The sequence below is a fragment of the Latilactobacillus parafuchuensis genome, from assembly GCF_055271665.1.
The window spans coordinates 15,504-41,675 of the sequence record NZ_CM143875.1; the positions used below are offsets into that span (position 1 = coordinate 15,504).

General features: G+C 38.2%; 48 protein-coding genes. 3 read left to right on the forward strand and 45 right to left on the reverse strand.

Annotation, left to right across the window (positions count from 1 at the left end; all coding sequences use genetic code 11):
• Positions 1–31 precede the first annotated feature (31 nt).
• Positions 32–424, forward strand: a complete 393-nt coding sequence (locus tag ACVPPQ_RS00080) for a DUF2513 domain-containing protein (RefSeq protein WP_463494813.1) — start codon at positions 32–34, stop codon at positions 422–424.
• 173 nt (positions 425–597) lie between these two features.
• Here the strand turns inward: ACVPPQ_RS00080 and ACVPPQ_RS00085 are convergent, their stop codons facing one another.
• From ACVPPQ_RS00085 to ACVPPQ_RS00290, 42 genes are all read right to left on the reverse strand, one after another.
• On the reverse strand, positions 598–978 hold the full coding sequence (locus ACVPPQ_RS00085) for a hypothetical protein (RefSeq protein WP_250130354.1): 381 nt from the start codon (positions 976–978) through the stop codon (positions 598–600).
• Between the two features lie 20 nt (positions 979–998).
• A complete protein-coding gene (locus ACVPPQ_RS00090) occupies positions 999–1,403 on the reverse strand; it encodes a DUF6096 family protein (RefSeq protein WP_463494815.1) in 405 nt (134 codons plus the stop codon).
• A 24-nt stretch (positions 1,404–1,427) separates the two neighbouring features.
• The gene (locus ACVPPQ_RS00095) at positions 1,428–1,673 is read right to left on the reverse strand and encodes an Ig-like domain-containing protein (RefSeq protein WP_463494817.1); all 246 of its coding nucleotides are present in this window, start codon (positions 1,671–1,673) and stop codon (positions 1,428–1,430) included.
• A gap of 5 nt (positions 1,674–1,678) precedes the next feature.
• Complete coding sequence (locus ACVPPQ_RS00100; RefSeq protein ID WP_463494819.1) at positions 1,679–2,155, reverse strand: phage tail tube protein; 477 nt, start codon at positions 2,153–2,155, stop codon at positions 1,679–1,681.
• Positions 2,156–2,166: 11 nt separating this feature from the next.
• On the reverse strand, positions 2,167–2,532 hold the full coding sequence (locus ACVPPQ_RS00105; protein ID WP_463494821.1) for a hypothetical protein: 366 nt from the start codon (positions 2,530–2,532) through the stop codon (positions 2,167–2,169).
• 2 nt (positions 2,533–2,534) lie between these two features.
• Positions 2,535–3,080: an HK97 gp10 family phage protein gene (locus tag ACVPPQ_RS00110; protein WP_463494823.1), complete on the reverse strand. Its 546-nt coding sequence runs from the start codon at positions 3,078–3,080 to the stop codon at positions 2,535–2,537.
• Positions 3,028–3,417 (reverse strand): hypothetical protein, encoded by a 390-nt coding sequence (locus ACVPPQ_RS00115; protein ID WP_463494825.1) that lies wholly within the window; start codon positions 3,415–3,417, stop codon positions 3,028–3,030. Before ACVPPQ_RS00115 ends, ACVPPQ_RS00110 begins: the two co-directional genes overlap by 53 nt.
• Positions 3,414–3,737, reverse strand: coding sequence for a phage head-tail connector protein (locus ACVPPQ_RS00120; protein WP_463494827.1), 324 nt, complete (start codon positions 3,735–3,737; stop codon positions 3,414–3,416). The genes ACVPPQ_RS00115 and ACVPPQ_RS00120 overlap by 4 nt, the downstream gene beginning before the upstream one ends.
• A 14-nt stretch (positions 3,738–3,751) precedes the next feature.
• Entirely contained in the window at positions 3,752–4,813 is a 1,062-nt protein-coding gene (locus ACVPPQ_RS00125) for a major capsid protein (protein WP_463494829.1), read from the reverse strand.
• A gap of 22 nt (positions 4,814–4,835) precedes the next feature.
• On the reverse strand, positions 4,836–5,192 hold the full coding sequence (locus ACVPPQ_RS00130) for a hypothetical protein (RefSeq protein ID WP_463494830.1): 357 nt from the start codon (positions 5,190–5,192) through the stop codon (positions 4,836–4,838).
• A gap of 12 nt (positions 5,193–5,204) precedes the next feature.
• Positions 5,205–5,855 (reverse strand): capsid assembly scaffolding protein Gp46 family protein, encoded by a 651-nt coding sequence (locus ACVPPQ_RS00135; RefSeq protein ID WP_463494832.1) that lies wholly within the window; start codon positions 5,853–5,855, stop codon positions 5,205–5,207.
• Between the two features lie 168 nt (positions 5,856–6,023).
• A complete protein-coding gene (locus tag ACVPPQ_RS00140; protein WP_463494834.1) occupies positions 6,024–7,217 on the reverse strand; it encodes a minor capsid protein in 1,194 nt (397 codons plus the stop codon).
• 2 nt (positions 7,218–7,219) lie between these two features.
• On the reverse strand, positions 7,220–7,534 hold the full coding sequence (locus ACVPPQ_RS00145) for a ribosomal-processing cysteine protease Prp (RefSeq protein WP_463494836.1): 315 nt from the start codon (positions 7,532–7,534) through the stop codon (positions 7,220–7,222).
• The gene (locus tag ACVPPQ_RS00150; RefSeq protein WP_463494838.1) at positions 7,476–8,924 is read right to left on the reverse strand and encodes a phage portal protein; all 1,449 of its coding nucleotides are present in this window, start codon (positions 8,922–8,924) and stop codon (positions 7,476–7,478) included. The genes ACVPPQ_RS00145 and ACVPPQ_RS00150 overlap by 59 nt, the downstream gene beginning before the upstream one ends.
• A 10-nt stretch (positions 8,925–8,934) precedes the next feature.
• Positions 8,935–10,209, reverse strand: a complete 1,275-nt coding sequence (locus tag ACVPPQ_RS00155) for a PBSX family phage terminase large subunit (RefSeq protein ID WP_463494840.1) — start codon at positions 10,207–10,209, stop codon at positions 8,935–8,937.
• On the reverse strand, positions 10,202–11,047 hold the full coding sequence (locus ACVPPQ_RS00160; RefSeq protein WP_463494841.1) for a terminase small subunit: 846 nt from the start codon (positions 11,045–11,047) through the stop codon (positions 10,202–10,204). Before ACVPPQ_RS00160 ends, ACVPPQ_RS00155 begins: the two co-directional genes overlap by 8 nt.
• The gene (locus ACVPPQ_RS00165; RefSeq protein WP_155760091.1) at positions 11,047–11,217 is read right to left on the reverse strand and encodes a hypothetical protein; all 171 of its coding nucleotides are present in this window, start codon (positions 11,215–11,217) and stop codon (positions 11,047–11,049) included. The genes ACVPPQ_RS00160 and ACVPPQ_RS00165 overlap by 1 nt, the downstream gene beginning before the upstream one ends.
• A gap of 194 nt (positions 11,218–11,411) precedes the next feature.
• Positions 11,412–11,687: a hypothetical protein gene (locus ACVPPQ_RS00170; RefSeq protein ID WP_463494843.1), complete on the reverse strand. Its 276-nt coding sequence runs from the start codon at positions 11,685–11,687 to the stop codon at positions 11,412–11,414.
• Positions 11,684–12,973, reverse strand: a complete 1,290-nt coding sequence (locus ACVPPQ_RS00175) for an N-6 DNA methylase (protein WP_463494845.1) — start codon at positions 12,971–12,973, stop codon at positions 11,684–11,686. The genes ACVPPQ_RS00170 and ACVPPQ_RS00175 overlap by 4 nt, the downstream gene beginning before the upstream one ends.
• A gap of 232 nt (positions 12,974–13,205) precedes the next feature.
• Positions 13,206–13,517 carry a bacteriocin immunity protein gene (locus ACVPPQ_RS00180; RefSeq protein WP_076632024.1) on the reverse strand — a complete coding sequence of 104 codons (312 nt, stop codon included), beginning with the start codon at positions 13,515–13,517 and terminating at the stop codon, positions 13,206–13,208.
• Positions 13,518–13,791: 274 nt separating this feature from the next.
• Positions 13,792–13,920, reverse strand: a complete 129-nt coding sequence (locus ACVPPQ_RS00185) for a hypothetical protein (RefSeq protein WP_260332653.1) — start codon at positions 13,918–13,920, stop codon at positions 13,792–13,794.
• An 85-nt stretch (positions 13,921–14,005) separates the two neighbouring features.
• A complete protein-coding gene (locus ACVPPQ_RS00190; RefSeq protein ID WP_463494848.1) occupies positions 14,006–15,082 on the reverse strand; it encodes a HigA family addiction module antitoxin in 1,077 nt (358 codons plus the stop codon).
• The gene (locus ACVPPQ_RS00195) at positions 15,075–15,404 is read right to left on the reverse strand and encodes a type II toxin-antitoxin system RelE/ParE family toxin (RefSeq protein ID WP_463494850.1); all 330 of its coding nucleotides are present in this window, start codon (positions 15,402–15,404) and stop codon (positions 15,075–15,077) included. The genes ACVPPQ_RS00190 and ACVPPQ_RS00195 overlap by 8 nt, the downstream gene beginning before the upstream one ends.
• A 260-nt stretch (positions 15,405–15,664) precedes the next feature.
• Positions 15,665–15,985, reverse strand: coding sequence for a hypothetical protein (locus tag ACVPPQ_RS00200; protein ID WP_463494852.1), 321 nt, complete (start codon positions 15,983–15,985; stop codon positions 15,665–15,667).
• A gap of 177 nt (positions 15,986–16,162) precedes the next feature.
• Positions 16,163–16,594: an ArpU family phage packaging/lysis transcriptional regulator gene (locus ACVPPQ_RS00205; protein ID WP_463494854.1), complete on the reverse strand. Its 432-nt coding sequence runs from the start codon at positions 16,592–16,594 to the stop codon at positions 16,163–16,165.
• A gap of 248 nt (positions 16,595–16,842) precedes the next feature.
• Complete coding sequence (locus ACVPPQ_RS00210; RefSeq protein ID WP_463494856.1) at positions 16,843–17,127, reverse strand: hypothetical protein; 285 nt, start codon at positions 17,125–17,127, stop codon at positions 16,843–16,845.
• Positions 17,128–17,414: 287 nt separating this feature from the next.
• Positions 17,415–17,579 carry a hypothetical protein gene (locus ACVPPQ_RS00215; protein ID WP_463494858.1) on the reverse strand — a complete coding sequence of 55 codons (165 nt, stop codon included), beginning with the start codon at positions 17,577–17,579 and terminating at the stop codon, positions 17,415–17,417.
• A 124-nt stretch (positions 17,580–17,703) separates the two neighbouring features.
• The gene (locus ACVPPQ_RS00220; RefSeq protein WP_413476585.1) at positions 17,704–17,877 is read right to left on the reverse strand and encodes a hypothetical protein; all 174 of its coding nucleotides are present in this window, start codon (positions 17,875–17,877) and stop codon (positions 17,704–17,706) included.
• 329 nt (positions 17,878–18,206) lie between these two features.
• Positions 18,207–18,947, reverse strand: coding sequence for a hypothetical protein (locus tag ACVPPQ_RS00225; protein WP_463494860.1), 741 nt, complete (start codon positions 18,945–18,947; stop codon positions 18,207–18,209).
• 19 nt (positions 18,948–18,966) lie between these two features.
• On the reverse strand, positions 18,967–19,101 hold the full coding sequence (locus ACVPPQ_RS00230) for a hypothetical protein (protein ID WP_413476582.1): 135 nt from the start codon (positions 19,099–19,101) through the stop codon (positions 18,967–18,969).
• A gap of 8 nt (positions 19,102–19,109) precedes the next feature.
• A complete protein-coding gene (locus ACVPPQ_RS00235) occupies positions 19,110–19,319 on the reverse strand; it encodes a hypothetical protein (protein WP_463494862.1) in 210 nt (69 codons plus the stop codon).
• Positions 19,320–19,321: 2 nt separating this feature from the next.
• Positions 19,322–20,269 (reverse strand): DnaD domain-containing protein, encoded by a 948-nt coding sequence (locus tag ACVPPQ_RS00240; protein WP_463494864.1) that lies wholly within the window; start codon positions 20,267–20,269, stop codon positions 19,322–19,324.
• 10 nt (positions 20,270–20,279) lie between these two features.
• Positions 20,280–20,696 carry a single-stranded DNA-binding protein gene (locus ACVPPQ_RS00245; protein ID WP_463494866.1) on the reverse strand — a complete coding sequence of 139 codons (417 nt, stop codon included), beginning with the start codon at positions 20,694–20,696 and terminating at the stop codon, positions 20,280–20,282.
• 11 nt (positions 20,697–20,707) lie between these two features.
• On the reverse strand, positions 20,708–21,577 hold the full coding sequence (locus ACVPPQ_RS00250; protein WP_463494868.1) for a PD-(D/E)XK nuclease-like domain-containing protein: 870 nt from the start codon (positions 21,575–21,577) through the stop codon (positions 20,708–20,710).
• Positions 21,459–22,226 (reverse strand): phage recombination protein Bet, encoded by a 768-nt coding sequence (bet, locus tag ACVPPQ_RS00255; protein ID WP_463494870.1) that lies wholly within the window; start codon positions 22,224–22,226, stop codon positions 21,459–21,461. The genes ACVPPQ_RS00250 and bet overlap by 119 nt, the downstream gene beginning before the upstream one ends.
• On the reverse strand, positions 22,226–22,423 hold the full coding sequence (locus tag ACVPPQ_RS00260) for a hypothetical protein (RefSeq protein WP_463494872.1): 198 nt from the start codon (positions 22,421–22,423) through the stop codon (positions 22,226–22,228). Before ACVPPQ_RS00260 ends, bet begins: the two co-directional genes overlap by 1 nt.
• A gap of 94 nt (positions 22,424–22,517) precedes the next feature.
• The gene (locus ACVPPQ_RS00265) at positions 22,518–22,709 is read right to left on the reverse strand and encodes a hypothetical protein (RefSeq protein WP_413476575.1); all 192 of its coding nucleotides are present in this window, start codon (positions 22,707–22,709) and stop codon (positions 22,518–22,520) included.
• Positions 22,709–22,861 carry a BOW99_gp33 family protein gene (locus ACVPPQ_RS00270; protein ID WP_413476574.1) on the reverse strand — a complete coding sequence of 51 codons (153 nt, stop codon included), beginning with the start codon at positions 22,859–22,861 and terminating at the stop codon, positions 22,709–22,711. The genes ACVPPQ_RS00265 and ACVPPQ_RS00270 overlap by 1 nt, the downstream gene beginning before the upstream one ends.
• Positions 22,851–23,408, reverse strand: coding sequence for a hypothetical protein (locus tag ACVPPQ_RS00275; RefSeq protein ID WP_413476573.1), 558 nt, complete (start codon positions 23,406–23,408; stop codon positions 22,851–22,853). Before ACVPPQ_RS00275 ends, ACVPPQ_RS00270 begins: the two co-directional genes overlap by 11 nt.
• Positions 23,409–23,453: 45 nt before the next feature.
• Complete coding sequence (locus ACVPPQ_RS00280) at positions 23,454–23,654, reverse strand: hypothetical protein (RefSeq protein ID WP_463494875.1); 201 nt, start codon at positions 23,652–23,654, stop codon at positions 23,454–23,456.
• Between the two features lie 202 nt (positions 23,655–23,856).
• Positions 23,857–24,081: a hypothetical protein gene (locus ACVPPQ_RS00285; protein WP_463494877.1), complete on the reverse strand. Its 225-nt coding sequence runs from the start codon at positions 24,079–24,081 to the stop codon at positions 23,857–23,859.
• A gap of 245 nt (positions 24,082–24,326) precedes the next feature.
• On the reverse strand, positions 24,327–24,509 hold the full coding sequence (locus ACVPPQ_RS00290) for a hypothetical protein (RefSeq protein WP_463494879.1): 183 nt from the start codon (positions 24,507–24,509) through the stop codon (positions 24,327–24,329).
• Between the two features lie 59 nt (positions 24,510–24,568).
• Here ACVPPQ_RS00290 and ACVPPQ_RS00295 point away from each other — a divergent pair, with 59 nt between their 5' ends.
• Positions 24,569–24,808, forward strand: coding sequence for a hypothetical protein (locus ACVPPQ_RS00295; RefSeq protein ID WP_463494880.1), 240 nt, complete (start codon positions 24,569–24,571; stop codon positions 24,806–24,808).
• Here ACVPPQ_RS00295 and ACVPPQ_RS00300 read toward each other — a convergent pair.
• The 3 genes from ACVPPQ_RS00300 to ACVPPQ_RS00310 form a co-directional block, all read right to left on the reverse strand.
• Positions 24,801–24,977 carry a hypothetical protein gene (locus tag ACVPPQ_RS00300; protein WP_463494882.1) on the reverse strand — a complete coding sequence of 59 codons (177 nt, stop codon included), beginning with the start codon at positions 24,975–24,977 and terminating at the stop codon, positions 24,801–24,803. The two genes, ACVPPQ_RS00295 and ACVPPQ_RS00300, sit on opposite strands and share 8 nt — an antisense overlap.
• 314 nt (positions 24,978–25,291) lie before the next feature.
• Entirely contained in the window at positions 25,292–25,474 is a 183-nt protein-coding gene (locus ACVPPQ_RS00305; protein WP_463494884.1) for a hypothetical protein, read from the reverse strand.
• Positions 25,475–25,505: 31 nt separating this feature from the next.
• Complete coding sequence (locus ACVPPQ_RS00310) at positions 25,506–25,703, reverse strand: helix-turn-helix transcriptional regulator (protein ID WP_463494886.1); 198 nt, start codon at positions 25,701–25,703, stop codon at positions 25,506–25,508.
• 140 nt (positions 25,704–25,843) lie between these two features.
• Here ACVPPQ_RS00310 and ACVPPQ_RS00315 point away from each other — a divergent pair, with 140 nt between their 5' ends.
• On the forward strand, positions 25,844–26,170 hold the full coding sequence (locus ACVPPQ_RS00315; RefSeq protein ID WP_463494888.1) for a helix-turn-helix domain-containing protein: 327 nt from the start codon (positions 25,844–25,846) through the stop codon (positions 26,168–26,170).
• Positions 26,171–26,172 lie beyond the last annotated feature (2 nt).

The following is a 26,172-nucleotide window of genomic DNA, read 5'->3' on the forward strand; positions in this document are numbered from 1 at the left end:
CTCCATTTTTTGTTATAATTTAGACATTAAATTGAAAGAAGGAACACCGATGAAACTTAATCATGATTGTGTAAGAGATTTATTGTTAGAAATTGAATCATTCCCATTAGATACATTCCCACTTCAGGGACCTAACCTTGTGAACGTAAGTAATAAATACTCATCTGACGACCTCATATATTCTGTGCAACAACTACTTAGTGCTAAATACATTGAAGGAACATGTGATGGTGACTTTTCAGGCGAATACATAATTGTTATTGATACAATTACCTGGGAAGGCAATAAATTTCTAGATAACATTAGAAGCCCCAAAGTGTGGTCAGAGGTATCAACAAGTATTTCTAAAAAAATCGGCAGTGCTTCATTAACAATCCTCTCATCAGTAGCAGCAAAATTTATTGAGTCATCTTTAGGACTCTAGTTTGAATTCTTTGCCTTCAAATAAAATATATAGATTATCTTTAGAGCTTGGCCATCTAGAATAAATTTTCTCTAACGAACCTTTCTCAAAAGAAAAAAGTGACTGTATAGTTGATGCCGATCTACTTAGCATAAATACATTGTCACTATTTTTTTTATAATAAATTATCCCGTTTAACATTTTTTCTTCCTTTCATTAGTAGCTCTAACAGCCATAGCCTGTTGTACTAAAAGAGCCTGATCACTTTGCCATTCTTCTGGCTCAGTTTGATCAGGCTCATTATTTAATGTGACCGGTTGACGTTCTGCATTGTCATCCATAAAGCTGTAGTGCTTTTCAACAGATGGCATCTTGCTTGGGTCATTGACGGCAAACGCCATGAGTTCTGCTGTCTTATGGTCCATTACCGCACGCTCTTTAAGCATGGTTCTGTGATGTTTAATTGTCGCAGTAATGTGAATCATAATTTCATCAAACGTCATCTGCCAAAACTCGTCAGCCTTGATGCCATTTTCTACAGCATATGGATAAATACCATAGAGTAATTCGGTCACAGTTTTAAATTCAGGTTGGGTTATAGTGTTTCTTCTGGATCCGTAACTTCCGTTGGCTCCCCGTCTAGAGTCATTTCTGCTGATTCCCCATCTGTCTTGGTATCGTCCTTCTTCTTGCCGAAAAAACCAGCTTCATCCAATAATTCTTGAATGACATTATTTAAATCCATTGGTGTGTTGCCTGCTTCGAGATACTTTTCAAAACCATTGATCATATCTTTGTCAGTAACACCATGCGTTTGATTTGCGCCCTGTAATACGATCAACAGCTTATTAGTGGCAGGCAATACCACACCACCGTTACCACCCATGTAAAGCGACATAATTGAAGTTCCTAAACGTTTTTCAATGTTTAGAATCGCCTTCCCACTCAATCGTAAATCCAATGTTAGCCCACCTAATTTAAATTGTTTCCCATTCATCATGTTTGTTTCCTCCAAATAATTTTATTATTCTACTGCAGTAATCGTGAGTGTACATGTTGCTACAAATGAACCGTCATCAGTCGTAAAGGTTATCTTTACAACGCCGACCGCAATAGCTTTTACCTTACCATTCACATCAACCGTGGCTAGTTCAGCTTTATCAGTTGACCATTTACCTGCTTTGTTCGTGGCATCTGTGGGAGCTACAGATGCGGTTAGCGTTTCAGTTGCGCCAACCTTAAGATTTAGAGTCGTCTTATTGAGTGTCACTCCCGTTACGGTTTTGGGTTAGCTGGTGCCGCAATATCTGGCCCGTCAGAAACAACGACCGTAATTGTGTAATCCATACTCTTATTAACTTCGGCATTGCCCAATTTAAGCGAGAACGCACCTTTAAACGTAACTGTTAACCCATCAGGATAGACAATCTTCCAATCGTATTGTTTATCAGTACCTTGCTTATCTAATAATTCATAGAAGTTAGCCCCTTTGTACACAACGCCAAAGGCAAGATTAGTCGAATCTTGTAGACCGGCAATAGATTTCTTTTTGTCATCATCAAGCGAAGTAACATCAACTTTTTCTGGATCAGAACCAATATCTGGAATCGTTTTGACAGCTGCCACTTCAGTAAAATCAGTATCACTTTCGCTTTTAAAGCTAAGCTTTGTCCCCTTGGTTAAAAGACCCAATTTAGGGTCTACAAATGTATCTGCAAATTTTTGCAAGTCGCTCTTTAATCTTTGTTTCATTTTAATTCCTCCTAATTTTGAAATACCATGTGTCTTTGATTATCAACGGTTGCTTTGAACACTAGAGCAGTGCGTTTAACGCCTGCCATATTCTGATCACCCGATGTATAAGAAAAGCCGATTTCTACAAATGTAGAAACCAGCTTATTTGTAATTACGGTCAGAGACCCTTGGTCATTAAATAAATCAATCGATACTATCCAGTCAGTTTCCAACTCATTTTTATCTGCATCGATAAATCTCGGAGCGTGCGAAGTTTGATAAACTGCAGCAGGAAATGCAGGGAATTCATCTGGATAAGTTGTCCCGCAGAACTGCAGGTCACTCTCATTCCCCAAAACGTTAGCAACAAGCTGCTTAATATTAATAATCTCCATCGCTAACCTCCTAAGCTCTTCAATTGTTTCTTTACATTAGCCTTATAAATTTCAGGTGCCTGCTTCTTAGCTGACTTAATTGCAGGCATCAACGCTTGTCTGGCCGGCTGCCCATTTGTTCGATAAAACGTTTTGCCCTTAATCTTAATCAATGGCATACCATACAACGCATTTAAATCAGGCAGTCCTTCAGCAGGAATAAACCACGGCGTCTGTCGGTAGACCGGTGTTACACCTTCTGGCAATTCCTTGGGTGATGCCTGTCCAACCTGTCCAGTACCCAATTCTCTAAATAATGCTGTTGGATTATCTGACCAGACTCGACCAACGACATGTCCATTACCATTGATGACAACTTCATCCTTATAAGAACCGGCCGTTTCACCATTACCATGTTTAACAGATGATTGAATTTCTCGAACTGTATCAGCACGGACAAGTTCAACAATGTCAAAATTAGCATCCCAAGTAGCGTCCTCGATTACCTTCGGAAGTTTAGCTAGCTTCGCTTTTAACCGGCCCATTCCTCTTACTTCGACTTTCACCATCCTGTTTAATCCTTTCTAATGTAATATTCACGTGATTACCGAAAGTGCTAATTGCAGTAATTCTGTAATCAGGATTGCTTTCAGCGGATACGTTAAGACATATTCCATCTAATTCATTGCGATCTTCCTTGATTAAAGAACCGGTATACTTAGCGGCTTTGAAATACCGTAGCTTCTCACCGTATAGTTCAGCGGCAATCTGGCCTGAGGCGGGTTGAACATTCATCATCAAACGTTGTGGAGTATCGTACGTAACAATGTCGTTTAATTCGTCATCTTTTGTAACGATTCTTCCCCGTAAAAAAACCGCTACTAAATCACTTCGTTTAAGTCTCAATATAAAGACCTCACTTTTGCGATTCGATAACGGTTTAATTTAGCGCGAATACTCGACGGAATACCAACCTCAAAGTTTTGAACGATTCCACCTTCAGTTCTAGCGGTCTCACCCTCAACATCTAATTGGTTATAAGCAATCTTAGCAATCTTTTTAGCATAGACGTACATGCTATCTTGCATCTTATCCCGATTAGTATAATCAAGTATTTCAACAATAGCATCGTTGAATAAGTCAGAAATTAATTCATTGTCATCGCTGCCTGTGACACCAATTAAACGTTTCAATGCTTCAAGTTGATTACTCTTCTCGTTGCTCACATTGATCACTCCAATTATTTAGTTAAATCAATTGTTGCTTGGAATACTTCATCAACTGCTGCAAAAGATGGAATCATTAAGCCTGATGCTTTGGTCCATGTCCCAACAGGATCGATTGTTGAACGATAAATACCAGTATAAACATTGCCAATCATCGATGATTCAATATCACCGGCACCTGTTAATGCGATTTCTTCAGGTGTTGGTCCCCATACTTTTTCGCCAAGCAAGTCATCATTCATCATTACAAAGCTATTTTCTGGTAAGTAGCGTTCAGAGATATATTTACCATTAGCATCTTGATTCTTATATTTATTGTCATACGTACGAATAACAGGTAATCCATGGGCTTGCATGAAGGAATCCAAATCAGCCATCCCAATTGTTCTGCCTGAATCTTTACCGAAGATGGCAGCAATCACTTTAGGGTGACGCATAAAGATACGCAAAATTTTATTCGATGTTAGAACACGAGTTGGCGCAACGTCTAAGCTATCTGACCAGTCTTCTAAGTTTTTGATTGGATCACTTGCATCATTAGTCCACGATTCAGTTCCAGTCAAAGCAGCCTGATGTTTCTTGTTGACTGAATAATCTAGGTTTGCATCTAAACCATTACCTTTGATAGTGATTTTACCAGTGGATAGCATTTCCATTGTCATCTTTTCAGTACGAGCTTGGACACCTTGAACTAAAGTATCAATGTCATTATAAACACGTCCTTGAAGGTACTCGCCTTCTTGTGGTGTCCGTGGATTTTGTAGTGCGATCAAATCTTTTTCTTTGATTTGCATTTTACGTTTGATCAACGCTAGTTCAAGCGTTTGAGCACTAGCTTCACGGCTACCAATTTCTGCTTCACTATCAAATGCTGATACTGATGCAATAACCGGTGTCATACTACCAGCATTAATCTGATCTAGTTCTAACGATTGAGTCTTACGAGATGGGAATAAAGTGTCACCGAGCATTTCAGGGTACGCGCGATTCCGCGTGTAATCTAAAATATCTTTCTTAGTAAACACTTCTAAAATGTCCGCAAAATGTTGCAAATTCATAATTAATTGTTTTTTCATGTCTATTCCTCCAGTATTCTAATTATTTACCTGTTTCAGATGGTTCATCTTTCTTTTCGACGTCACGCCACTTGATTGAAGCCATAGCTTTCATAGCTTCATCAGTTGGCATCACTGGTAAGCGTTGTGCCAATAACCAGCCTTCAACAATTAAACCAACTGGTTGTGGCCCGTTTGATACATTAACTTCATGGATCGTAATTCCTTTTGCTTTAGTATCGTTTGAAGGGAATACTGTGCCAGCAGGCACAACTTTGTGGCCTAAATCATCAGTAATAACACCCACTGTATTTTCATCAACTTGTTCAGTGAACGAAATAAAGTGTTCACTTGCTAAAAAGTTGATGCCTGACATTGTAACTTTCTTTCCTACGTACATAATTAGTTCCTCCTAATATTTTTTATCCCAAATAGATTTTTGGGTCTGTTGACTAGCGTTGCGTTGTTCGGCTAGTGATTCGCCAGCCGATTGACTACCACCGCCACCGCCGCCGGTTGAACCAGGTACTTCAGACGAACCTGCCAATTTCTTATCAACGGCTTCCTTAACAGCGTCTCGATAGCCTTTAGTAACATCACCATAAACAGCTTCTAGATTATCCGTGTTGGACAAGGCCGGCTCAAAAGCTGCAACTAATCCAACCGGTAACCCATCAGCAGCTAGCTTTTGTGTGAGATTGGCACGATTTTCAGCAATCGTTACCTTCTGTTCACGATCTGCCAATTCGGATTGTTGTTGTTCCAATTCATGTTCGCGTTGTTCATCCGGCGTCATATCTTCATACGCCTTTTGTTGCGATTGTTCTTGTTTCCAACCTTCCTTTAACTTTTCAGCAGACTTAGCAAACTTCTTGTCATACCAGCTATCTAGTTCAGATTGGTCGGTAAAAGTAATTTGGTTTGGATTTGGGTCTTGCCCACCTTCACCCGCGCCATTACCGCCAGCACCACCTTCTCCAGCACCGGGTCCACCTTCTCCACCATCAGCAAATAGTTGTAACTTCATTGGTAAGACACTTGAAAATAATTTGACATGTTTCATTTAAAAATCCTCCTAAGCAGCTCATGCACACCAATTCATTCCACAAAAAATAAGCATCCCATGAACATCATTTCTGACCCACACACAATGCTTATCTCTAGATGTGAAACACTTAGCCCACACACGCTGTTAATTTGCCCAGTTTAAAGACATTTGACAGGTCAATTACTATTTTTTCGCATTTTTCATGGCATTCATTACCTTTTTATTGCCATATTTATTAATTAACATTTGTTCCCAATCTCTGTAAGTATCATCCGTACTTAATTTAAAAGTCTCACCCGTTATAGGATCATTAGCGGTTCGATTACCGCCATACTTGGCGTAACTAAACCAAGCGACCGCAACCGTTCGACACCAGGGATGCAATGGTGGAAAGTTAACATTAACAATAGCTTTATCAACATCAAAAACCTTTCCGTCGATATCCCGACACTTTTGAGAAGTCCGAAAATCTAGTACAGCTACTAAAGAATACTTTTCAACGCCATGCGCTTTCCACCCGGCTAATTTAGCCTGATTGTGTACATGATTAGCTTCAGTCCGGATTAAACGTCTAGCAACACCGATACCAGTATTAAATTCTTTAGCAATCTTATCAGCCATTTCACGTTGGCTCATACCAGTCATTTCAGATACAGCAAACAATTCTTGTAACTTCTTGGCTAACAAATCAGTATCATTCCAGATTCGCTTAGAATAGTTGCTACCCAACCACGGTTTATCAAGTATCTGTTTAACTTCATGAGTCGATAACTCGCTGAATGCATCAGCATTCTCAGCCTTTATTGGCGTAGTCTTTTCAGGCTTAACAAACTCAATCTGATTGGTTTCATGGTTAACCTTCGGGATTGTGTCCCCCTGATAGACACCTGCCTTTGCTTGAGCATTGCCTATAATCGCTTCTCTCGAAGCACTAGCGTATGCATCTCTCACCGCATTGACGTAATAATCAGTTGATTGTTCTAATTGAACGTCTGCTAATTGCTTAGCCACGATGTAAGCTTTAGCTTTCAGTTCTTCCATTTTGGTGATTCGTGACTTAGCAGCCACCCAATCAAGATATTCTTGTACTTTAATCTTAGTTTCTTTATCATCGATTGTTTTAACAACATTCTGCAAAGCTACTAAGTCCGCAGCTGGTACCGTATTGTTTAGAGCCGCCTTTGCTTGAGCTTCAGTTAATGAAGTTTGCCCATCGTATCGCTTGTATAACTCATCGACCGCATTAGTGAGGTACTGTCTAGCTTGGTTATAAACGTTAATAACTTTTCGCTCGTACTCGTCACCACGTTTTAACAGCTTCTGTTCCTCAAGTGCTGACCGTAACTCCCAATAAGTAAGCTTGTCCTTATCGGCCATATTTACGCCTCTAAGCTAGTTAACTGTTCTACAGTTAAGTTATCTGGATATTGTTCCGCAATACTTTGTAGCCCCGATAGTAGCGTATGAGTGAGCGTTGTGTTGACTAAACTGGATTGAATATCGCCAACTGAGATAAAGCCGTTATCATGATCGACGCTAACATCGTTTCGTAACTCATTAGTAATAGCAATCGTGAGCGCTGAAACGCCCGCACAAACAATGTCCATCCCTTTTGGTAAGAACAAAGCGTGACCGCTAATCCGATAACTCGTTATCTGGTTGTTTTTGTTTAGTTGAAACGTCGCCTTGATCATCACGATAACCTCCTTTGTCGTCTGGCTTATCATCTAAATCGCTGTTACTTGGCTGGCCCAATGCTTTTTGATTTTGAGCAATATCAGCTGCTTTTTGTTTCTCAAGCATTCTTACTACTTCAGCAGGGTCATCAACTCCAGGCAACCAGCTTACTGTGATTTCACGCGGAATAAAGCCGTCTGCATTACGAATGTTGTTAATAATATCCGTTAAGTTAACTGGGATGTTAGGCGTGATATCAATCTTCGTGCCTTTCACATCAACGTCTTGGGACTTAACAATCATAATGTTTTGCATCAACTCTAAGCGTCGTCTCAACCCTTTGACTAGGTAGCGAGACTTCATACTCATGAGGTTCAGCAAGCCAAACAACTTATACTTCATAGCTTCACCCGAGATGTTACCGGCAAACTGTTCATCATTTAGATTGGGGACGTACGTAATTTTGTGAATGTCATCTTGCAATGACTTGATCAACACTTGTAACTGAGATTCATCAAACTGCTTAGTTAGCCACTCAACAGAAGCACCATCATTTCCTTTACCCGGAGCTTCAATCATTCCGTTCTTTAGTTCACCTTCAATCTTGAATCCATATACAACCAGCAAAGCATCAATGAACGCTTCTTTGTCCGAAACACGATCAGATTGAAGTACGTTATATGCATCAATTAATGAGATAGCTTGTTCAAAGTCGCCTTGCTTCTCTTCGTTATTACGATACTCAATAATCGGAACACCGCCAAAATAGTGCTCCTTATACTTAGGCTTACCAACATTACCAGTAATCATTCTTAGCCCAGAAACAGTTCGATAACTAAACATGCCTTTGGCAGTGTATACCTTAACTAGATAGCCATTCTCACGACCGTTCAAGTCGAACTTCTTTTGATAATGAATACCAAATAAGGGATTCTTTTCTACTGAGTCATCGGTGACTAATACAACACCACGCGGATCAATTGATTCAATCCGCTCTTCAGTTGTCGTATCGTCGATTGCCTTCAAGTACAACAATTCGTAGGCTACTCCGAATACAGATAAGTCTTTCTCCAATTCAGTGTCGTGTGAAACGATGTCCATTGCATCAAATGAGTCCTGAATTGCTTTGATATTCTTATCAGGTGCAGCAGTATAACTAAATGGGTTACCTGTAACGAAACCAACAGCCATATCAGTGACGTATTTAGCATGATTGATAACTATCTTGGTATTCTTGCTGTTTTCATTTAGCTGACGATTTAACACATCATGTTTACCATTGTAATAGCGGTCTAACTTGTCAAATCGCTGCTTATTCTTAGTTTGTTTCCGTAACACATAATCCAAGAGTTCAAGGCTAGGATTATTAACGTCCCCAGCCAGTTCTCTATCAATTGGAAATCCCAAAATATCCCTCCTAACCAAAAAGGCCAGCCGGTTTGGCTGACACTTTAGCTGTTCTATTCTTGTAAATAACCATAAATACAAAGTACCGCATTGCATCCATGCTGTGATCATGTTCTTTGACTGGTTTATCTTCGCCACGTTGCTCCGCTTTGATATCCCAGATATAAGATGCAAACTCTTTAAACACGTTTGAACATTTATTACTAAACTTAATCTGCCCAAGGTTCAACGCTGTTTGAGTAGCACGAATACCGTCAAGCACATCATTCTGTGCCTTAATAACCGTGAATCCCATGCTTCTTAGCTTAGTGATAAACGATGCTGCAGACGGATCAATGATAATCTGCGCCTTGATACCATCTAAGAACTTAATTAGTTCATTAGCATATTGTTCATCAGTGCGTTGGTGCTTGGTCTCACGTCCCGAGTAGTAATACTCCTTGATACAATACCAAACACCGTTATTCAATCCCCACAGCAAGAATACAGTTGGATTAAGCGTCCCATAATCACAAGACACATAATACTTACTGAAATGCATATCGTCGGGGATGTCTTCAGACATTGTTTGCCTATCAAAGTTGTCATAAATAACGCCTTCGGACAGCACCCATAGCCCAAGGATATAACGCTGATAAAACACGCCGGAATACCTTCGCTCGTAACCCTCTTTAATCTTGGCACTCAGTGAAGGATTGTCATTCATTGTAAAGTGAATATGAATAGCATTCTTCTCAGCAATTTTGTCAATCCAATCTGTTTTGAACCAGTGATACGGACCCTCAGGATTCATATTGAACCAAAGCTTTGAGCCTTCAACGGAACAACGTGCCGTAGCTTGATTAACAAATGATTCAGGCATCAAGGCAACTTCATCAAAAAAGAAACCCGCTGCTGTTAACCCCTGAACCAGATCTTGAGACGCTTCATCTTTACCACCAAATATAAAGAAGCTGTTGGTAACGCCACCCTTGCTAATCTCTAAGATGTTATCCGAACGTTTATCTTTAACTCGGTAACCCCTAGCTTTTAGAATTCGTTTCAGCGGACGCACAACATTACGGCGGAATGATCCAATTGTCTTTCCGGCCATACCAAATTGTTCTTCTTCAAACTCAGTCATCGCCCACAACACGTACGATAATGACATAATCAACGTCTTACCAGCACGAACGGAACCATCGCATATGATTGCATCTTTAACACGTGTTTTCTCATAACGCCACCACGTCAAAACTTGCATCTGCTTCTTGGAAAACGGCGTAAACTTAAATACATTACTCATCAGACCACACATCCTTCGCTGACTTGTCAATGGCCTCTAAGAAACCATCGTCGTCATCTTCATCAGGATCATTATCACCATTCTGAATCTTCAAACGGTCAATTTGAGCCTGCATAAGTTGCCCTTTAAGGGTCTGTTTCTCACCTACATAGTTCACTAGAAAGCCTAAAGCTTTTTGCTTATCGTATAATTCGATAACAGGTCCATCTTTACCAGACTTAATTGTCTTAATCAAAGAGGTATCGACCTTATCTTTGTCTTTAAACATGACATACGACCTATGTGATTTAATCGGATTACCGTTGTCGTCTAGTAGCTCTCGTTCATCTTCGTCAAAAATAGTTGACTCTTGCCCGCCGAACTCTACGTAATCGCCAATATCAGTGAATGCTTGCTTGGCGTACTCTTTAGCGATGTCATCGGCAGTGATAAAGAGGTCATTAGCAATCTCACCACGCAGCTTATCGAGTTGCTCACGCACACTAGCATTTCCTAGCAGCCTTGAACCATTTACATTAGCTGTTCGATAATCAACGTCATAAGCTTGCATATAAGCCCACGTGGCATTGAATCGTTGCAGATAGTACAAGCAGAACATTTTCTGTTGATCGCTTAACCCATCATTAGCAGATAATTCCTTCACTATTTTGGGCGCAACCTTATCAACTTTGTGTGCACCCTTTTTATTTTTTGTGTGCACCCCTTTTTGAGTTGGGCCTCGTTGCCAGTTATTGCGTTGCTTCCACGATTTAACCGTATTAATCGAAACATCATACTTTTCGGCAATGTCTTTATACTTCATCCCCGCTAAATAGTCTTTTTTTGCCTCATCTTGCATTACATAGCACCGCCCTCCTTCTTATTGTTTTTCTGTACAAAAATACGCCGCTCATCCGAACGACGTTTCTCATCTTTCTTCTTCTGTTTAAGCCACTTCTCTAACCTGGCATCGGCTTTAGATTGCCAATCAGGTTCTTTCTTGTAGCTGCCTTGATTCATATAATACAATCGGCAATCACCACCTTTACTTTATGCATTTATACCATCATCTGATTTAAAAAAGTCTGTTTCATTTTCTGATAGACATTAATAGTGTCATTGATATTCTGTTCTTCATCATCGATACGCTTCATCATTAGCACAACGGCGTGCTGAGTCTCCTGATTGTGAATCTGAATGGGAAAATTACCTATCTCATGTTCTTATATATTAATCCCAGTCGCATACTTACTCATGAAAGCTTCAACGTTCTTCTTTAAAACAACGTTAAAATATTTTGGATTAATACCCGCTTGTGGAATAATCGCAACATCTTTACTTGCAACACAACCTTCTTCACTCAAAAACCCCACTTGCCCACGACTCGCAGAAATTTGGAGCGTTGACGTTCCTGCTGGATAAATCATATCTGCCTTAGCTCTTCCGAACTCAGCAATATCTTCAAGCTTAACTTCTTCGTAACTTTCAAAATCAATCATAATAGATTCAACTGCTCCGTTTCTTTAAAATTTGTCGTTCTTTTCTTAATTCGCCTATTAAAATACTGACTGAATTCTTTTATCTCTCGATTAGACTCTGGGGTTGAACCCACTAACTGTTTTAGCATTTTGGCAAACTCTAATTCACTTTTTTCAATCTCAGCATCAATTTTAGTAAGCTCATCGGTTATTTCAGCCAATGGCACAATCGGTTCTGGTTCAAACGTATCAACATAACGTGGGATATTAAGATTAAATTCATTTTCTTTAATTTCAGCGATGTTTGCGACGTGAGCGAACTTATCAATATCACGTCTTTCGCCTACCGCATTTAATATCTTATTGATGCCGTTTTGTTGTAGTTCATTGTGGCTTTTGATCTTTACGAACTCTTTGCTCGCATCAATGAATAAGATATCTTTACTTTTCCGATTCTTTTTTAAAATTAAGATAACGGTTGGAATATCAGTGTTATAGAAGAGTTTTTCAGGCAACCCGATGATTGTGTCCAAATAATTCTTTTCAATTAATTTTTGACGAATCTCACCTTCAGCAGCCCCACGGAATAAAACACCATGTGGTAGAACGATTGACATCGTCCCCGTTTCGTCTAATTCGTCTAACCCTTGCAACAGAAAGGCAAAATCGGCTTTGCTTTTAGGCGCTAGAACACCGTAATCTGAAAACCTTTTCTCCGTTAAATACTTTTCATCGCGATTCCACTTCAATGAATACGGCGGATTCATAATCGCTGTTTCTGCATTCAAATTGGCGGGCCATTCTTCATCAATTTTTTCAATTGAGCTAAATTCATCACCACAATCTAGCTTATAGATTGCCTTCGATTTTCGGCTTAACGAATCCCCATGAAATACATAGGCATTTAGATTTCTGATTGCTAGATTGAAAAGTAAAAATGGAATAGCACGATCCGAAAACTCTTCGCAATAAAACACAGCGTCAGGATTTTGAGAATAACGTTTAATTGTTAATCCACCAGTACCCGCACAGATGTCGATGTTAGCTTTAGTATTCGGCAAAACTGCACTAGCAAGTTTCACTACCCCATCTGGCGTGAAATCTTGCTTCATATTTTTTCGATTAGAATGCTCCTCTTGAAAATAATTAGTAAACCAATCAAAAGTTAAATCATTTTCTATCTGTAAAAACTGCTTGAATACACCATTTCGAATTGAATCACTCTTTAAGATATCCATCAATTTATATGAAGCTTCAAAGCTTTCACCGACGCCCAACAATTCGTCAATTTTTTCATTGGTTAGCATTATTTCACCACCTTTACTTTATGTATTAAAAAAGCCATAACCATTTGGCTATGACTTATTTAGTTCTGCCATTGATTGTAAATGTTAACTGTCCTATAATGAAGCTGTCAGGCGCCCCCCCCCCAAACACCTGGCACATATTGGATTATACTTCCAAATTTCGACTGCCTTATGGTGGTCGTTTTTTGTTGCACTAAAAAAGACAGCCTAAGCTGTCTCAAGATAAACTCTTTTAAAATTGTACGCCTAATGAACCTAAGCCAGTCGCATTCCATTTGTATCCCTCGGAGCGAGCAATCCGCATCAATTTTCGGATTCGTTCAGCGTTTTCATCACCCAATAAGTTCTTACCATTCATGGTCCAAATTGTAATTCCATTTACGGTTTTAGCTGCTACCACTTGAGCTGGCATATCTTCTGTAGATAAATGTTTTGCTGCAATTAAAAGAATATCCTTAATATGCTGATCAATTTCTTTGTGGGCCAAATCATTATACATTTCATCAATTATTTCGAAAACTTGCTCATTAATAGTCTTTGACATTATATCACCTTCCGTTAACCAGAATATACCACAACTTCATGTTTATGTCGCTACTTTCCTAATGATTGTAATTGCATTTCACTTTATTAAAAAAGTTTTCAAATATCTCTTTATTGATTTTCGTGATGCATCATCACATCAATTACACGTTGTATTTCTACTAATTTAATAGTTGGCGAATAATCAGAGTCTAGTATGATTTGTACTAGTTAAAAAGATTTATCTATGTATCCTCCTAACTAAAAAGGACGTCGTATTGACATCCTTCACTATCTTAAGCAGTTGTTGCAACTGGTCCTTTTTCTGCTTTCTTTTCTTTATCTTTCTTCTGTTTCCGAATTTTATCCTTTGCGCGCTTATAAACATCTTTGGGACTAGGAAGCCCAAATACATAAACTACCATGATATCCCTTCTTTCTTACTTTAATTGTAGACTCAATCTTACAGTACTACAAATATTCGGGACTAAAAAAGACAGCCTAGGCTGCCTAAGTAATACTGATTCTATACTTCTCTTTCAAGTTATTAAAGTCATAATACTCTATTAAATTCTCTCTCTGCAATCGTCCAACCACTATGCCTGGATGAATACCTAACTGTTTTGCAAAGTCAGTAATGGATTGTTCAGTAAATACTCTATTTGCTACAAAGTAATCGTACTTATCGCTCGGAATAAAAAAATTAGCAGCAAACTCGTCAGCTCGCTCTTCATTTCTACTGTATTCCTCGTCACCTTCGAGATTAGAATAAAAATCTTCATAATAAATATGTCCTAATTCATGTACCAGTGAGAACCAGAATATATCTGAACCTTTATTTCTATCAGTAATCATTAATAGAACACTGCCATTTTTAAATTTCTTTGTTGCTCCATTAAGCCCAGCACCCTTAATAATGGGTAATGCAACCAACACTATCCCACAATCCAGTAATTTTTTAGTTAGATCTGGATAAAAAATATTAGGATCTTCTGTGTTCATTCTCTTTATATCGGGAAGAATTTTTTCTAACTTAGTTCTACTGTATTTATTAGATGTTTTATTTCTAGCCTCATTCATTGCTAGTTCCAGCATAACATTAGAATTAACAATTGACTTATCATTAATATTTTTAGCACGCCTATAACTAACTGACGAGTTAAATTCTGATAGCCTTGCTAAATTTGAAACATTTAAAAGTTTCCTGAGTTCTTGTATTTTTTCAATGGACGAATATCTCTTCTTTGCAATGAAAGAATTATTCTTTAACGAACTAAGATCAATTAAATCACATATCTCATGTTCATCGTTATCCATTTTATTCTCAATTTCAACTAACTTTGCATCATAATTAGCCTGTAAGTTTAACCAGGTCTGAACTGAAACACCTGTTAATTTAGCCAACTTATTAGCAATATCTTTGCTTATTCTTTCTTCACCATTAATAATTTTGCTAATTGTTTTACTAGTCGTTCCGAGGCGGACCGCAAATTCCGCTTGAGTTATATTTAATTCTTCTACTATTTCTTCAACGTAAGAACCTGGATGAAAAGCAATCAAATCTTTATATTCAATTTCGTTACTCATAATGATTACTAACCTCCGTAACCTCGATTATTTCAATATATTTTGCGTTTTCAAAAACTTCGGTTTCATCAAACTGAACAATTAATCTATATGAAGTTCTTCTACCATCCACATCTATGGCAAATTTCCCATCTAAATTTCCTTTTAGTTTATGAAAATGTAATACTGGATTATTTATGATTGAATCTAAATTCTCAGCCGCTGTAATAAAGTTAATACGCATCATGATTTTTTTAGCAACTTTTTCCGAAAAATCTCGTTTTGCACGTCTTAATGCTGTGCATTGCTCTTTGACTTTATTATTCTTATAGATAATTTCCATTATGCTCTCCGATTTACATATTACCTAAAAGGTAATTCAAGTGTAAATCTCCCCAGCTAGTAAGTCAATAAAAAAGCCATAACCGATTGGCTATGACTTTTTTAGTTCTCCCATTGATTGTAAACGTTAACTGTCCTATAATGAAGCTGTCAGGCACCCCCAAACACCTGGCACATATTGGATTATACTTCCAAATTTCGACTGCCTTATGGTGGTCGTTTTTTGTTGCACTAAAAAAGACAGCCTAAGCTGTCAAATTATTAATATTTCATTTTAATCAAATACCAATCTAATTCAGATGACAAATCATATAAATAGTCTTTGATATTATTTTTAGTAATTCTTCCGTTTGCTCTATAGATTTCCTGAGCAGCGCTATGGTATGTTCCGATAGAAGCAATATCAATAACTTCTTGTTTAGCTTCATATTGCGAAATAGCTTCTTCCTCGTGTTTCATATCATCTCGAAGTTTTCTAAATTGATCAATGGCTAAATCAATGTTTGTATCTGCAGTTTCCATAATGCTTTTGGTAGTGTTAGACCACTCCTGCACTTTGCTAAACTGTTCTTCTTTATTCAATATGTTATTTAGTTTGCTTTTTTTCATAATGCCTCCAATTAATTATGACTTCACCCATAATATTGCACTATCGAAATGAAAAAAACAACGCTGAAATCGAAAAATACGCTAGCTGTATTTGATTATTTGATAATACTACTATAACACGTGTTTAGGGCCATTTGGTTCACTAAAAGTTCACTTTTTGAAAACATGTAAGTCCGCGATCATAAACGAATCGGCAAACTGTAAACACGCCCGATTCTTATAAAACTGATACCGTGTCTTCTCATAACCTAATGCTTCCATTTCCAGATAGTCAGGCGTCTTAGAACATGAAACATAAACATCAATTAGCAACTTACGACTAACCACATCACAGCTCTTTAACGCCGCAACTACACTATTGATTACTTGCTCAGCATAAACACGCTGTGTGATTGTCTCTTCTGCTTGATTGCCCACCGAACCACCCTTAGGCATGTCTGTGATAATAGGCGACTTAATACCGCTAATGTCTTTATGACTGTATCGTTGCATTTGGGGGAGTGAGTGTTTTAAAAAGTGTTTAACCTTAGCTACGGTTTTCTTTTCGTCTACTTGTGGGAATAGCTCGTCCATCTTATACATCTGTTTACCCCTTTATGATATAATTTAGTCAGTCAGTACATCAGCGAAGTCGTCTTGCCGGGCGACTTTTTTGTGCCTAAAACATCTCTTCAATCTTAATTGTAAGCCGGTGGATCCTTTCGTAAGCTGCTTCTATTTCTTTGTTTAAATCGCAGTTAGCTTGTTGTAACCATTCATTTCGCTTTTTAAGCCGCTTGTTATCAGCTTTGAGTTGCTCGTAGTTGTCCATTAACTTCACCGCCATAAATTTAACTTTTATTATCAAAACCTGTCATTATCTCAATTGCTTCGGCATCATTTTTTTGTGATGCGGTAACATCTTCTACGCTGATTGCTGGACCGCAAACTTCATTGTTAACGCTATTGGCATAGCAATTTAATTGATCAAACTCATCTCTGGTCATTTCTACGATATCGTTGACTCTATAATTTATTCCGGCGGCATCTAACCAGCCTTGGTCGTCATCAACTGTTGTGATTCTAACTTTCATAAACTTAGTTTCGAACACGTCCCACTTCGTCTCATTGCTCATCGTCAGTCACCTCTTTAGTTTCAGCAATGAACGCGTGTATAGGCAAGGATAATTCGTTGCCGTCCTTTAGCATGACGATATAGCAGTACCCGTCACTGTCACATAGGCTTCTAATGCATTCAATGCTAACAACGTCACGGTCTGAATGAAATTCAACTGGGTTATTATGTTGCCCATCCCAAGCCATTTTGAAATGTGGTTCATCGTACGGGTGCCCTACTTCAATCATCCTTGTATTAAGATTATGATCGTAGTCCATCAAATATATGCTTTCTAGCCTGATTATTTTACTGCTCATCGTCAGTCACCTCCACAATATTCATTACAGGAACAGTCCACCAATCGGACATGTCATACGCTGCGTCCATGAAGTTGTCGGCTTCATCATAGGTGTCGAACGTCGCGATGATCTCGTGTGAAAACATATCTTGGCACTCATGCTTAATTGTCATCGTTTCCTCCTAAAAGTTCAATTGCCAGTAATATCAAAAAAATATTATGAACGAGCATAGTGTAATCTCAATCTTTTCCATCGTCAGTCACCTCTTCTACCATATCTGTCCTAAGTTGCAACCATCATTTCGCATGTGACTCAGGAAACATATCACCTAGCATTTCATCTAAACCAGAGGTAATCATGGATTCATATTCGTCGTTTGACATTGTAACTTTTTCCCCTGATTCTAACGTTAGTATTACGTTGTTACCGTCCTGTTCTTCATTTGTAATTAGTAATTCTTTAATTTTCATTATTCTATTTCCTCCTGACGTGGTTTTTTTATTTTGAACTATTTCCAAAATGGCAACTGTTGCATTTTTTGCAACAGTTCGATTTGTGGTACTTTCCAAATTGGAAATAACCACTGGTTATTACGGATAATGTAACAACCACTTACATTTGATTATTCGTTCATGTTTGACGATTATGAATTAATCTTTAAATGTTTTACCGTAGGTAATCAATGCACTTGGGAATGGTGCCGGTTGGCTCGCTACCCCCCCATTTTCGAACTTCAAGCGGCCTCTAAATACGTGATTGCAAATTGTGGTAATTTTGTCATTTCTATTCCTCTTGATAGTTAAATCATTTCTACTTTGTAGCCATTAACTTCACATCCGGTATCAATAGCTTCTCGTATTTTGGGATAACCAACTTTCAAATATTTAATTGTTTGACGGGCAGATTGGAATACTTTGGATTCATCGGCGTTCGTTACGCGTAATGGCTTAGAGTTAAATTTTGGTGGCTTAGTGAGGCTTAAATGATTAACCCTAGCTATTCTGTAAACTACGTCAATAGAGGTTTCCGTTTCAATAGCGGTTTTCTTTCCGGTTTTTCCGCTACTAATTAATTGAACAATCATCTCATCACGTTTAACTACCTGAGTAGATTTTTGATAAGTTTTTCTAAAAAAGATTCCGTATCCCTGTTGAATAGCCGCCATTTTTGAGGTGCTAAGCTGCAATTTATCCCGACATTCATCTTTGCTATATCCCTTTGATTGTAAGTATTTCATTCGATCCGCAAGCTCTTTTTCTGCATTAACCTTTTCTAATTCAAGTCTTTCTTTGTTAGCGTATATACTTCTAACAACTTTTAATGCCTCAGAATCATCGGCTAATTTTGTAAAGTCTTCAAAAATTGAAGGTTCTAAACTGCTAGGATTGTCTGTAATAATCATGGATTCTGGCATTGGGTTGATAAGATGAACTGCTTTCCCCTTCGTTGGCCATCTCTCGTACATCATTCTGCTTAATGCATTTCTATGCATATCTTGGCCGTATATCTTATTCGTTTTCATTCCAACTAAATAATACATATCAACGTCTCCTTTACATTTACTGGATCATCGCAACTAACTCAGACTCAAGGCAGAAATATTTCTGGCCCAATACATCCCGAACGGTGTAGCCATCTTCCAAAACGGCCATGATCACACCGCTAACGGCGTAATTGCGAAGTCTAACATGCATCCCTTTAGTCATTGATCGTCACCTGCCGGTATGCAGTCAGTATCAAAGTAAATTGATCTTCGACCCTTTTTGTCTTGCACAACATTTATTTGCTTAGAAGCCTTGCCGTTTTGCCACTGTTCAACGGCTACAACGCTCCCTTTAAATGCTTTATTAAGCATTTGGCCCAATACTATTTGTTCCGGGCAATCAACTATGTCGCCTGTTTTAGCTGGCATAATTAAGCCTCCTCTCGTCCTTCACGAATCTTTTTAAGCATCTCGTCAATCTGTGCCTGTCCAGCTGCTACTTCCTCTGGTGTTTGCTTAGGAGCAACGTAATCAGGTTGTGCCCATTTAGGTGTGACTTCCTGTTTAATCGGTTTATTAAATGATTTCTGTGCGCCGTTAAATTTAACATCGTCAGCTTCAACATCAGCCATTGTCTTAATATTTCGTTTGGCCCACTGTTTCATGATTCCCTCTGCGTATCTAAATCCTTTTTGATCTAACGCAGCACGCTTCATCGCTTCGGTAACCAGTTCTGAACCAATGTCAGCAACCCACTGAGTTAAGTTCTCACTAACAAAGCTGTTCAGCACACCAAAAGATTCTTGGTAATACTGATAAACGTCAGCAGCAGCAGAAGCCTGGTCCTCGTCTGTTGGTTCTGTTGCTGTTGCTGTGTTGGTTATATTCTGGTTCTGTGTTGGTTCTGGTTCTGGTTGCGATATCGTATCGATAGGGTATCCATATGGTATCGATACTGTATTTTCATCAGGTAATTTAGTTTTGATAGGGTATTTAAGTTCCAAACACTTCTTGATGACTTCTGATTCAAATTCAAGTGTTTTGATGCTTAAAAGTTCTTTGTCGATTACCGCAGCCACTTTAGGTGATCTAGCCGAATTATATTTCAGCCAATTGACAATCATAATTTCGTTGTTTTCTGTGCTATATTTAATCTTTTCGTACTGCACTAGCTTGTTGATGATGCTTTTAATTTCGTCTCCGGTTAACCCAGTGTCAAACTGCGCTTGTCGCATTCTGAACGGATAAACACCGCATTGGGTAGTTTGGCTATTAGTTAACAGGTAAGCCCAGAAAAGCTTTTCTGGGGGGTCTGTCAACACGTCGCCAACGAAGTTATCTTGCCAAATTGTTGTATGAATCTGTCTGTATATAGCCATGAGCTACCTCCTAGAATGGCAAATCGTTGTCCGAAATATCGATTGGCTGTCCATTATTTGCGAATGGATCAACATAGTTATTAGCTGTTGCTGCTGAACTTGGCGCTGTATTGCGCGTGTCAGCATCTTTATTTAGCGGTGATAAGAAATAAACCCGATAAACGCTACAATCGTTGGTGTAAACCTTTTGTCCTTGTTGGTTTTGATAACTGCCTGTTTGCCAGCTGCCACTAACACCAATATTTGAACCTTTTATCTGATTACTTAGCATTTCTGCTGTCTTACCAAACGCAACGCAGTTAATGAAATCTGTGTGATTAGCGTCACGTCTTACCGCTAATGAAAATCTTGCATAGTGTGTTTGATTGCTGCTTGTCTCCAATTTAATATCAGCTGTTAAGTTGCCGATTAAGTTTACTGAATTCATTTGATGCCCTCCTATAGGTCTAATACTGAAATAACATCGGTTGGTTGTTTTGTATCCTTGCAGTAATCGCAGTGGCCACATTTGAACGGCTCTGCTTTCCCGTAAATAACGTTCATAATATGTTCTTGATTGTCTTTGATAAGTTGTAAGTCTTGTTCAAAATCATAGCCGTCAAAACTAATCATCTGAATGTCTGGGTGATCTTCTTTGCTAACAGCGACAATTACCGGAGTAAATTCTTGCCCATACATCTGTTCAAGCATTGTTTTATAAGCTGCCATTTGAAGTGTGTAGTTGTATCTAACGACGAAGTTTTCCTTTGTCCGTGTCTCCTCGTTCCAGATGTGATCACGAATTGAACGTGTTGTTTTAATGTCGAAGAAAATTCCAGCTTCAACGTTCAAACAGTCTATTTTTCCTTTCCAATCAACACCGAAAATATTTCCTGTCACGATTGCTTCTTTTTCACCTTTATATGCGGCTTTAAAGGCGTGCCAATTGTCTAGTCTGTCTATCATCTTTTGAGCTTTTACGAAAGCCGCTTTAGGTTTTCCACCGCGACCGTTAATTACTTGTTCGTGATCCTTAACAAAAGTTGCATGAGCTTTTACCGACTCGAAATATGAATGAACATAGTTGCCAACAACTAACGCTTCGGTGTTGTTCTCTGTAGGATTTTCCAAATCATGCAAAGCACTAAATTCGCATGCCATAAATCGTTTGAACAATGTAGGACTCATATAACGCCAATCAGCAGCATTATCATAGTAGTTCTGGCCGTTCAAAGGTTCCTTCAATTTCTTCTGTGTCATCTTGCTTAATTGGCTCAATAATTTCAGGTTCTGGCTCTGTTTCAGATTCTCCAGCGTTGTTTGTTGCATCATTTTCACCTCCGATAATGTCCGCTAGTTTGTTTTGAGTTTTGCTTGGCTCTGCTTGCTTTTGAATAGCCTTTGTTGCTGTTTCATTAGAGTTCTTGTCATCTTCTGTATACATAGCTCCTAATGATTCTGGGAATGCTTCACGTAAAGCATTAACAATTGCAGTCTTGCGGATCATTGTCGCAGGCATCGCATTCCAAGTTGATTGCCCTTTGCTGAACTCTTTCAAACCGATTTCAACGTGATGTGGTTGTGAGCGATCCTTACGCTTAACGTCAGCCCACGCACCCACTAGATTATCCGTAGGCAATATAAATGCCCCTTTGGTATAAACTATCTCGTTATTTCTTAAGACGATGCAACCGGCTGAAACACCGTCATAGTTAGGTGACGATTCTGCACGCTTCATAAACGCTTCTTTCGATGTAATAATTTGCGCTGGCTTATCGCCGAATTTGATAATGTATGCTTCCTTCAAGAAAGGATTTAAATGTTGGTATTTGCATAGATTTAAAAACATCATCGTTTCTTGCGGTGTAATCTTGCCGTTGCCGTTTGTTAAGAATTGCTGGATCATATTAGGTGTTAAGCGAACGCTCTCGCCGTTGACCTCAAATGAAACTTCTTTATCCATTACTTCGTTTGCCATTATTGTTCTACCTCCGTTGCGCCTAAGTATTTGACGAAATCTAGCACATCGCCTGGCATGAATAGCTCGCCATCAAGCTCTAAATAACTGTCTGCGCTGTAGATTGGATCACCTTTGTAGTCTTCTGTGATAATCTGTTCTTCCGGTTCGTGGTACTGCCAATTCTGACGTTGTATGGTCATTAAATTTGCGTCCATTATTTCTACCTCGTTTCGTTTGTGGTATAATTCTCGTATAAATAATTTGTTAAGTTATTGATTCGCCGTTGATGCGCCAACATCAGCGGCTTTTTTATTGTGCCTTTCGATCAGGTCGTACATACCGATTACCGTCAAACTTAATAGTGTTGTCACTAGGCTTGTCATCGTCGTCATACCCCCATAAATTTTTAGGCCCAATATAACCAATCCCAAAGCTAGCTGCCATTAACGTGCTAACGACTAGAATCAATCCGAATAGGTCAACGTTGTTCAATATAATCATTAATAGTCACCCCTTTGTACCGCTGCTAAAATTTCATAAGCGCGGTTATCTTCCGGAACTTTTACACCGGCCATTGAATCTTGAACAGTCCCATCAAGTCGAATATTTACGCATTTTAATTGGCTGGCTACCAAAGCTTTTTTACCTCTCACCGCTAACAACTCCTTCTTTAATTAAATATTTTGTTCTATCGCTATAAGCATCTTGTAGTGATACGTCCAAGCTTTCGCACAATGATTCAACGAATGATTCGCCGATTATCAAAACGTCTAGCCATTCAATCAACACTTGCATAGGGTCTACTTTGTCCTCTTTGGTCCATTGTGATGTCGGAACAGTCAACTCATCTTCCGAATTCTCAATAGCCGTCAGGGCTTCAAATACTTCCCTTTTAGTTCTAATCGCCAGCGCTAAGTTATCTTGCTTAATTCGCTTACCATCGACTACCGGCGGTGTAACGCCTGTAACTTTATTAGCAATTTCGATAGCTACCTTTGCGCTCGCCTTAGGATCTAAATTTTTTAAAAAATTTACCGCCGTATCAAATGATAACGGCGTTTTACTATTTTTTATTTTTGATATCATGCCTGATGTGTAACCGACCAATGCAGCGTAATCTTTTACGCTAAGTTTCTGCTTTTCCAAGGCATCGCCTAGATACCTGACCTTAATACGTGGTTTAACTACTGTCCTTTGCATTCTTTCACTTCCATGACTATTTATTTAATGGCTCCTGCTACATAATTAATTCATGGAGCAATTAATCGACCTAACAGTTTGATAATGATCAGCAACCAAATTCTTTACTTCATCGCGTGTATTTGAATACCAGTCTTTTAATTCTCCATCTGTCATTCCTTCAGCTACTACTGTGATAAATCCTTTTTTCTCACTAGTTGCATGTGCGATAAAATCAATTATTTTATTCTTCTCACGAATTGACATGTAATCACCTCCTTAAATTGTTCTTTGAAATCTAAATAAATCCTTTGATTGATTCAAACAATTCACGCGCTTTATCAGCTTGCTCATCGTCTATAGAGGCAACATTACGACAATCCACATTGAATCTAATTAATGTACTGATTGCATCTCTTAATGAACCTGAACGCTTAGCTATCTCATTAGTTTTAACCCGTGCTTCATTTCATTTTTCGATGTCCAATACGGGATTCAAATCAGTAATCCCAAGTCCCAGTAGAAATCCCCTGTAGGAAGCTGCCAGTTCTTCATTGAAATTCTCTTTATTCAACGTATTCGTTCCATAACTGATATCTCCTATTTCTAAATCAACAGTTAGATTACCTTCGACGGCTTTAATAGTTGATGGAAAAATTGGATTATTTTTCGAATATTCTGGTATAAACTTCATTTATATACTCCTTAATTTATTCTTTGAAATCTTAATTTGTTATCACTTCACTGCTATAATTGAGTAGAAAGTGAGGTGATACAAAATGGAAATTCCTAGTTATTCAGAATTTTTAAAAACTTTGACCCCAGACGATTATGCAGAAATCGGTGATGTTAATCCTGATATGCTTTCTGAAATTACTGAAACCGCATCAAGCAGTGAAGCGCTTGGAACTCAGATAGCTTCTATTTCACTTATGATTTCTACTCATCTTTTAAGTCGTTATCATGAATGGCTCGTTGAACAACTCTCGAAATAGTCTTAGAGTCAATTTTTAAAATAGGGGTCAGCTCATCTGCCAATGAGTTGGCTAATTTTAATTTGCTGATTAGTTCATCAACTTCCTCGATTGTTGTTTTAACATCTAAATGATTTCCTTTTTGCATGTGGTTACCTCCTTATGTATCGTTTTTGATATAATTACCTCGAAAGTGAGGTGATTATAATGAATGACGAACAATTACAGCAGTTGATTGAACAAAAAACTAAATCAATCTGGTCTGATGACTTCAAAAATCAACAACTAGATTCTTTTAAGTCATTATTCAAAGATTTCAATTATCACAACAGTAATAGTATGCAAGAAGAATCCTTTGAAAAATTCATTCAACAGTACACCGAACAATCTGCCAAGAAAACATTAAGTGCTGTTGTTGAACTTCTAGAAGATCTAAAGGTTATTTAAATGTCAGATAATTTTTTAATCGATTTAAGTCATCGAGAACAACTTTCTTTTCGATGGCTTTTTCTTTAAATAAACCATCAACAGCTGCTCTAACAGCAAGCCATTCTTCATACTTCATGCCATAAAAATCAGTTATAATTTTTTCGTATGAAATTTCTTTATGTGTCATGTAATCACCTCCTTTATTTGTTCTTTGAAATCTTAATTTATTAACGCTTCACTGTTATACTGATGTAGAAAGTGAGGTGATAATAATGGCCGAAATGACTCTAGCTCAGTTGAAGTGTCATCAATGTAATCATACTTTTTCTTTAAATATGTACCGTCCTATCTCCGAAATAAGATGTCCATATTGTGACGAAGAAGTATCAAGTTCTATGATTAATAGAATTAGAGAAGCTTGGGGTTACGTTGCTGATTTAAACCGTGACTTTGATAAATACAACGCCGAAAGCGACGAATCTCGTTTTTCTTTAAACGTGTTTACCGATGAAGTTCATCTTTCTTTTGAAGATATCGATGGCTAAATTGAACAACTGATTCAAACTGTCGAGGGCGAAGTGAATACTTTCTCTCGATTTTTTCTATGTCATCTAGGACATCTTCTAATTTATTAGGATATACATTAGCCCGTTCAATTTTCTTTGCCCGTGTTTCATCTGGCATGTGGTTACCTCCTTGTTAATTTTTTTCACTCTTAGTGATTGAATTGAGCAAAAAAAAGGTAGTCTACAGATTTACCATAGAATTCAGCAAATTTTTGCATAGTTTCTTGTGATGCATTCTTCTGATTGGTTTCTAACTTTGTTAAAGTGGAATAACTAACTCCAATGAGTTTAGCGGCTTTCACCTGAGTTAGCCCCTTCTTATTACGCTCAACGCTCAAATTCCCCATCTTGGCGCCTCCTTTCACTCTATGTGATTATATTATACCCACTAGGAGTGAAAGTCAACACTTTTAGTGAAAATCATCTAAATTCATTTACTTTCACTAAAAGTGGTAATACACTAAATTTACATACAAGGAGTGATTATATGACTAAAGGTCAACGTATAGCTGAATTGCGTAAGCAAAAGAATATCAGCCAAAGTGAACTTTCGAAGGCGGTGCACGTTAGCCCTAGTACAATCGGAATGTGGGAAACCGACCAAAGAGCTATTAAAGACAACGATCTAATATCACTTGCAGAATTTTTTAATGTTACAACAGACTATTTACTGGGAAACTCAGATAGCAAGTTGGCTAAGCCTAATGACAATGCAACTTTAATCGCAGCTCATATCGAAGATGATGCTACTGAGGAAGATATGGCCAAAATATTGGATTATATCGAAATGGTCAAGAAATCAAAAAATAAGTGATG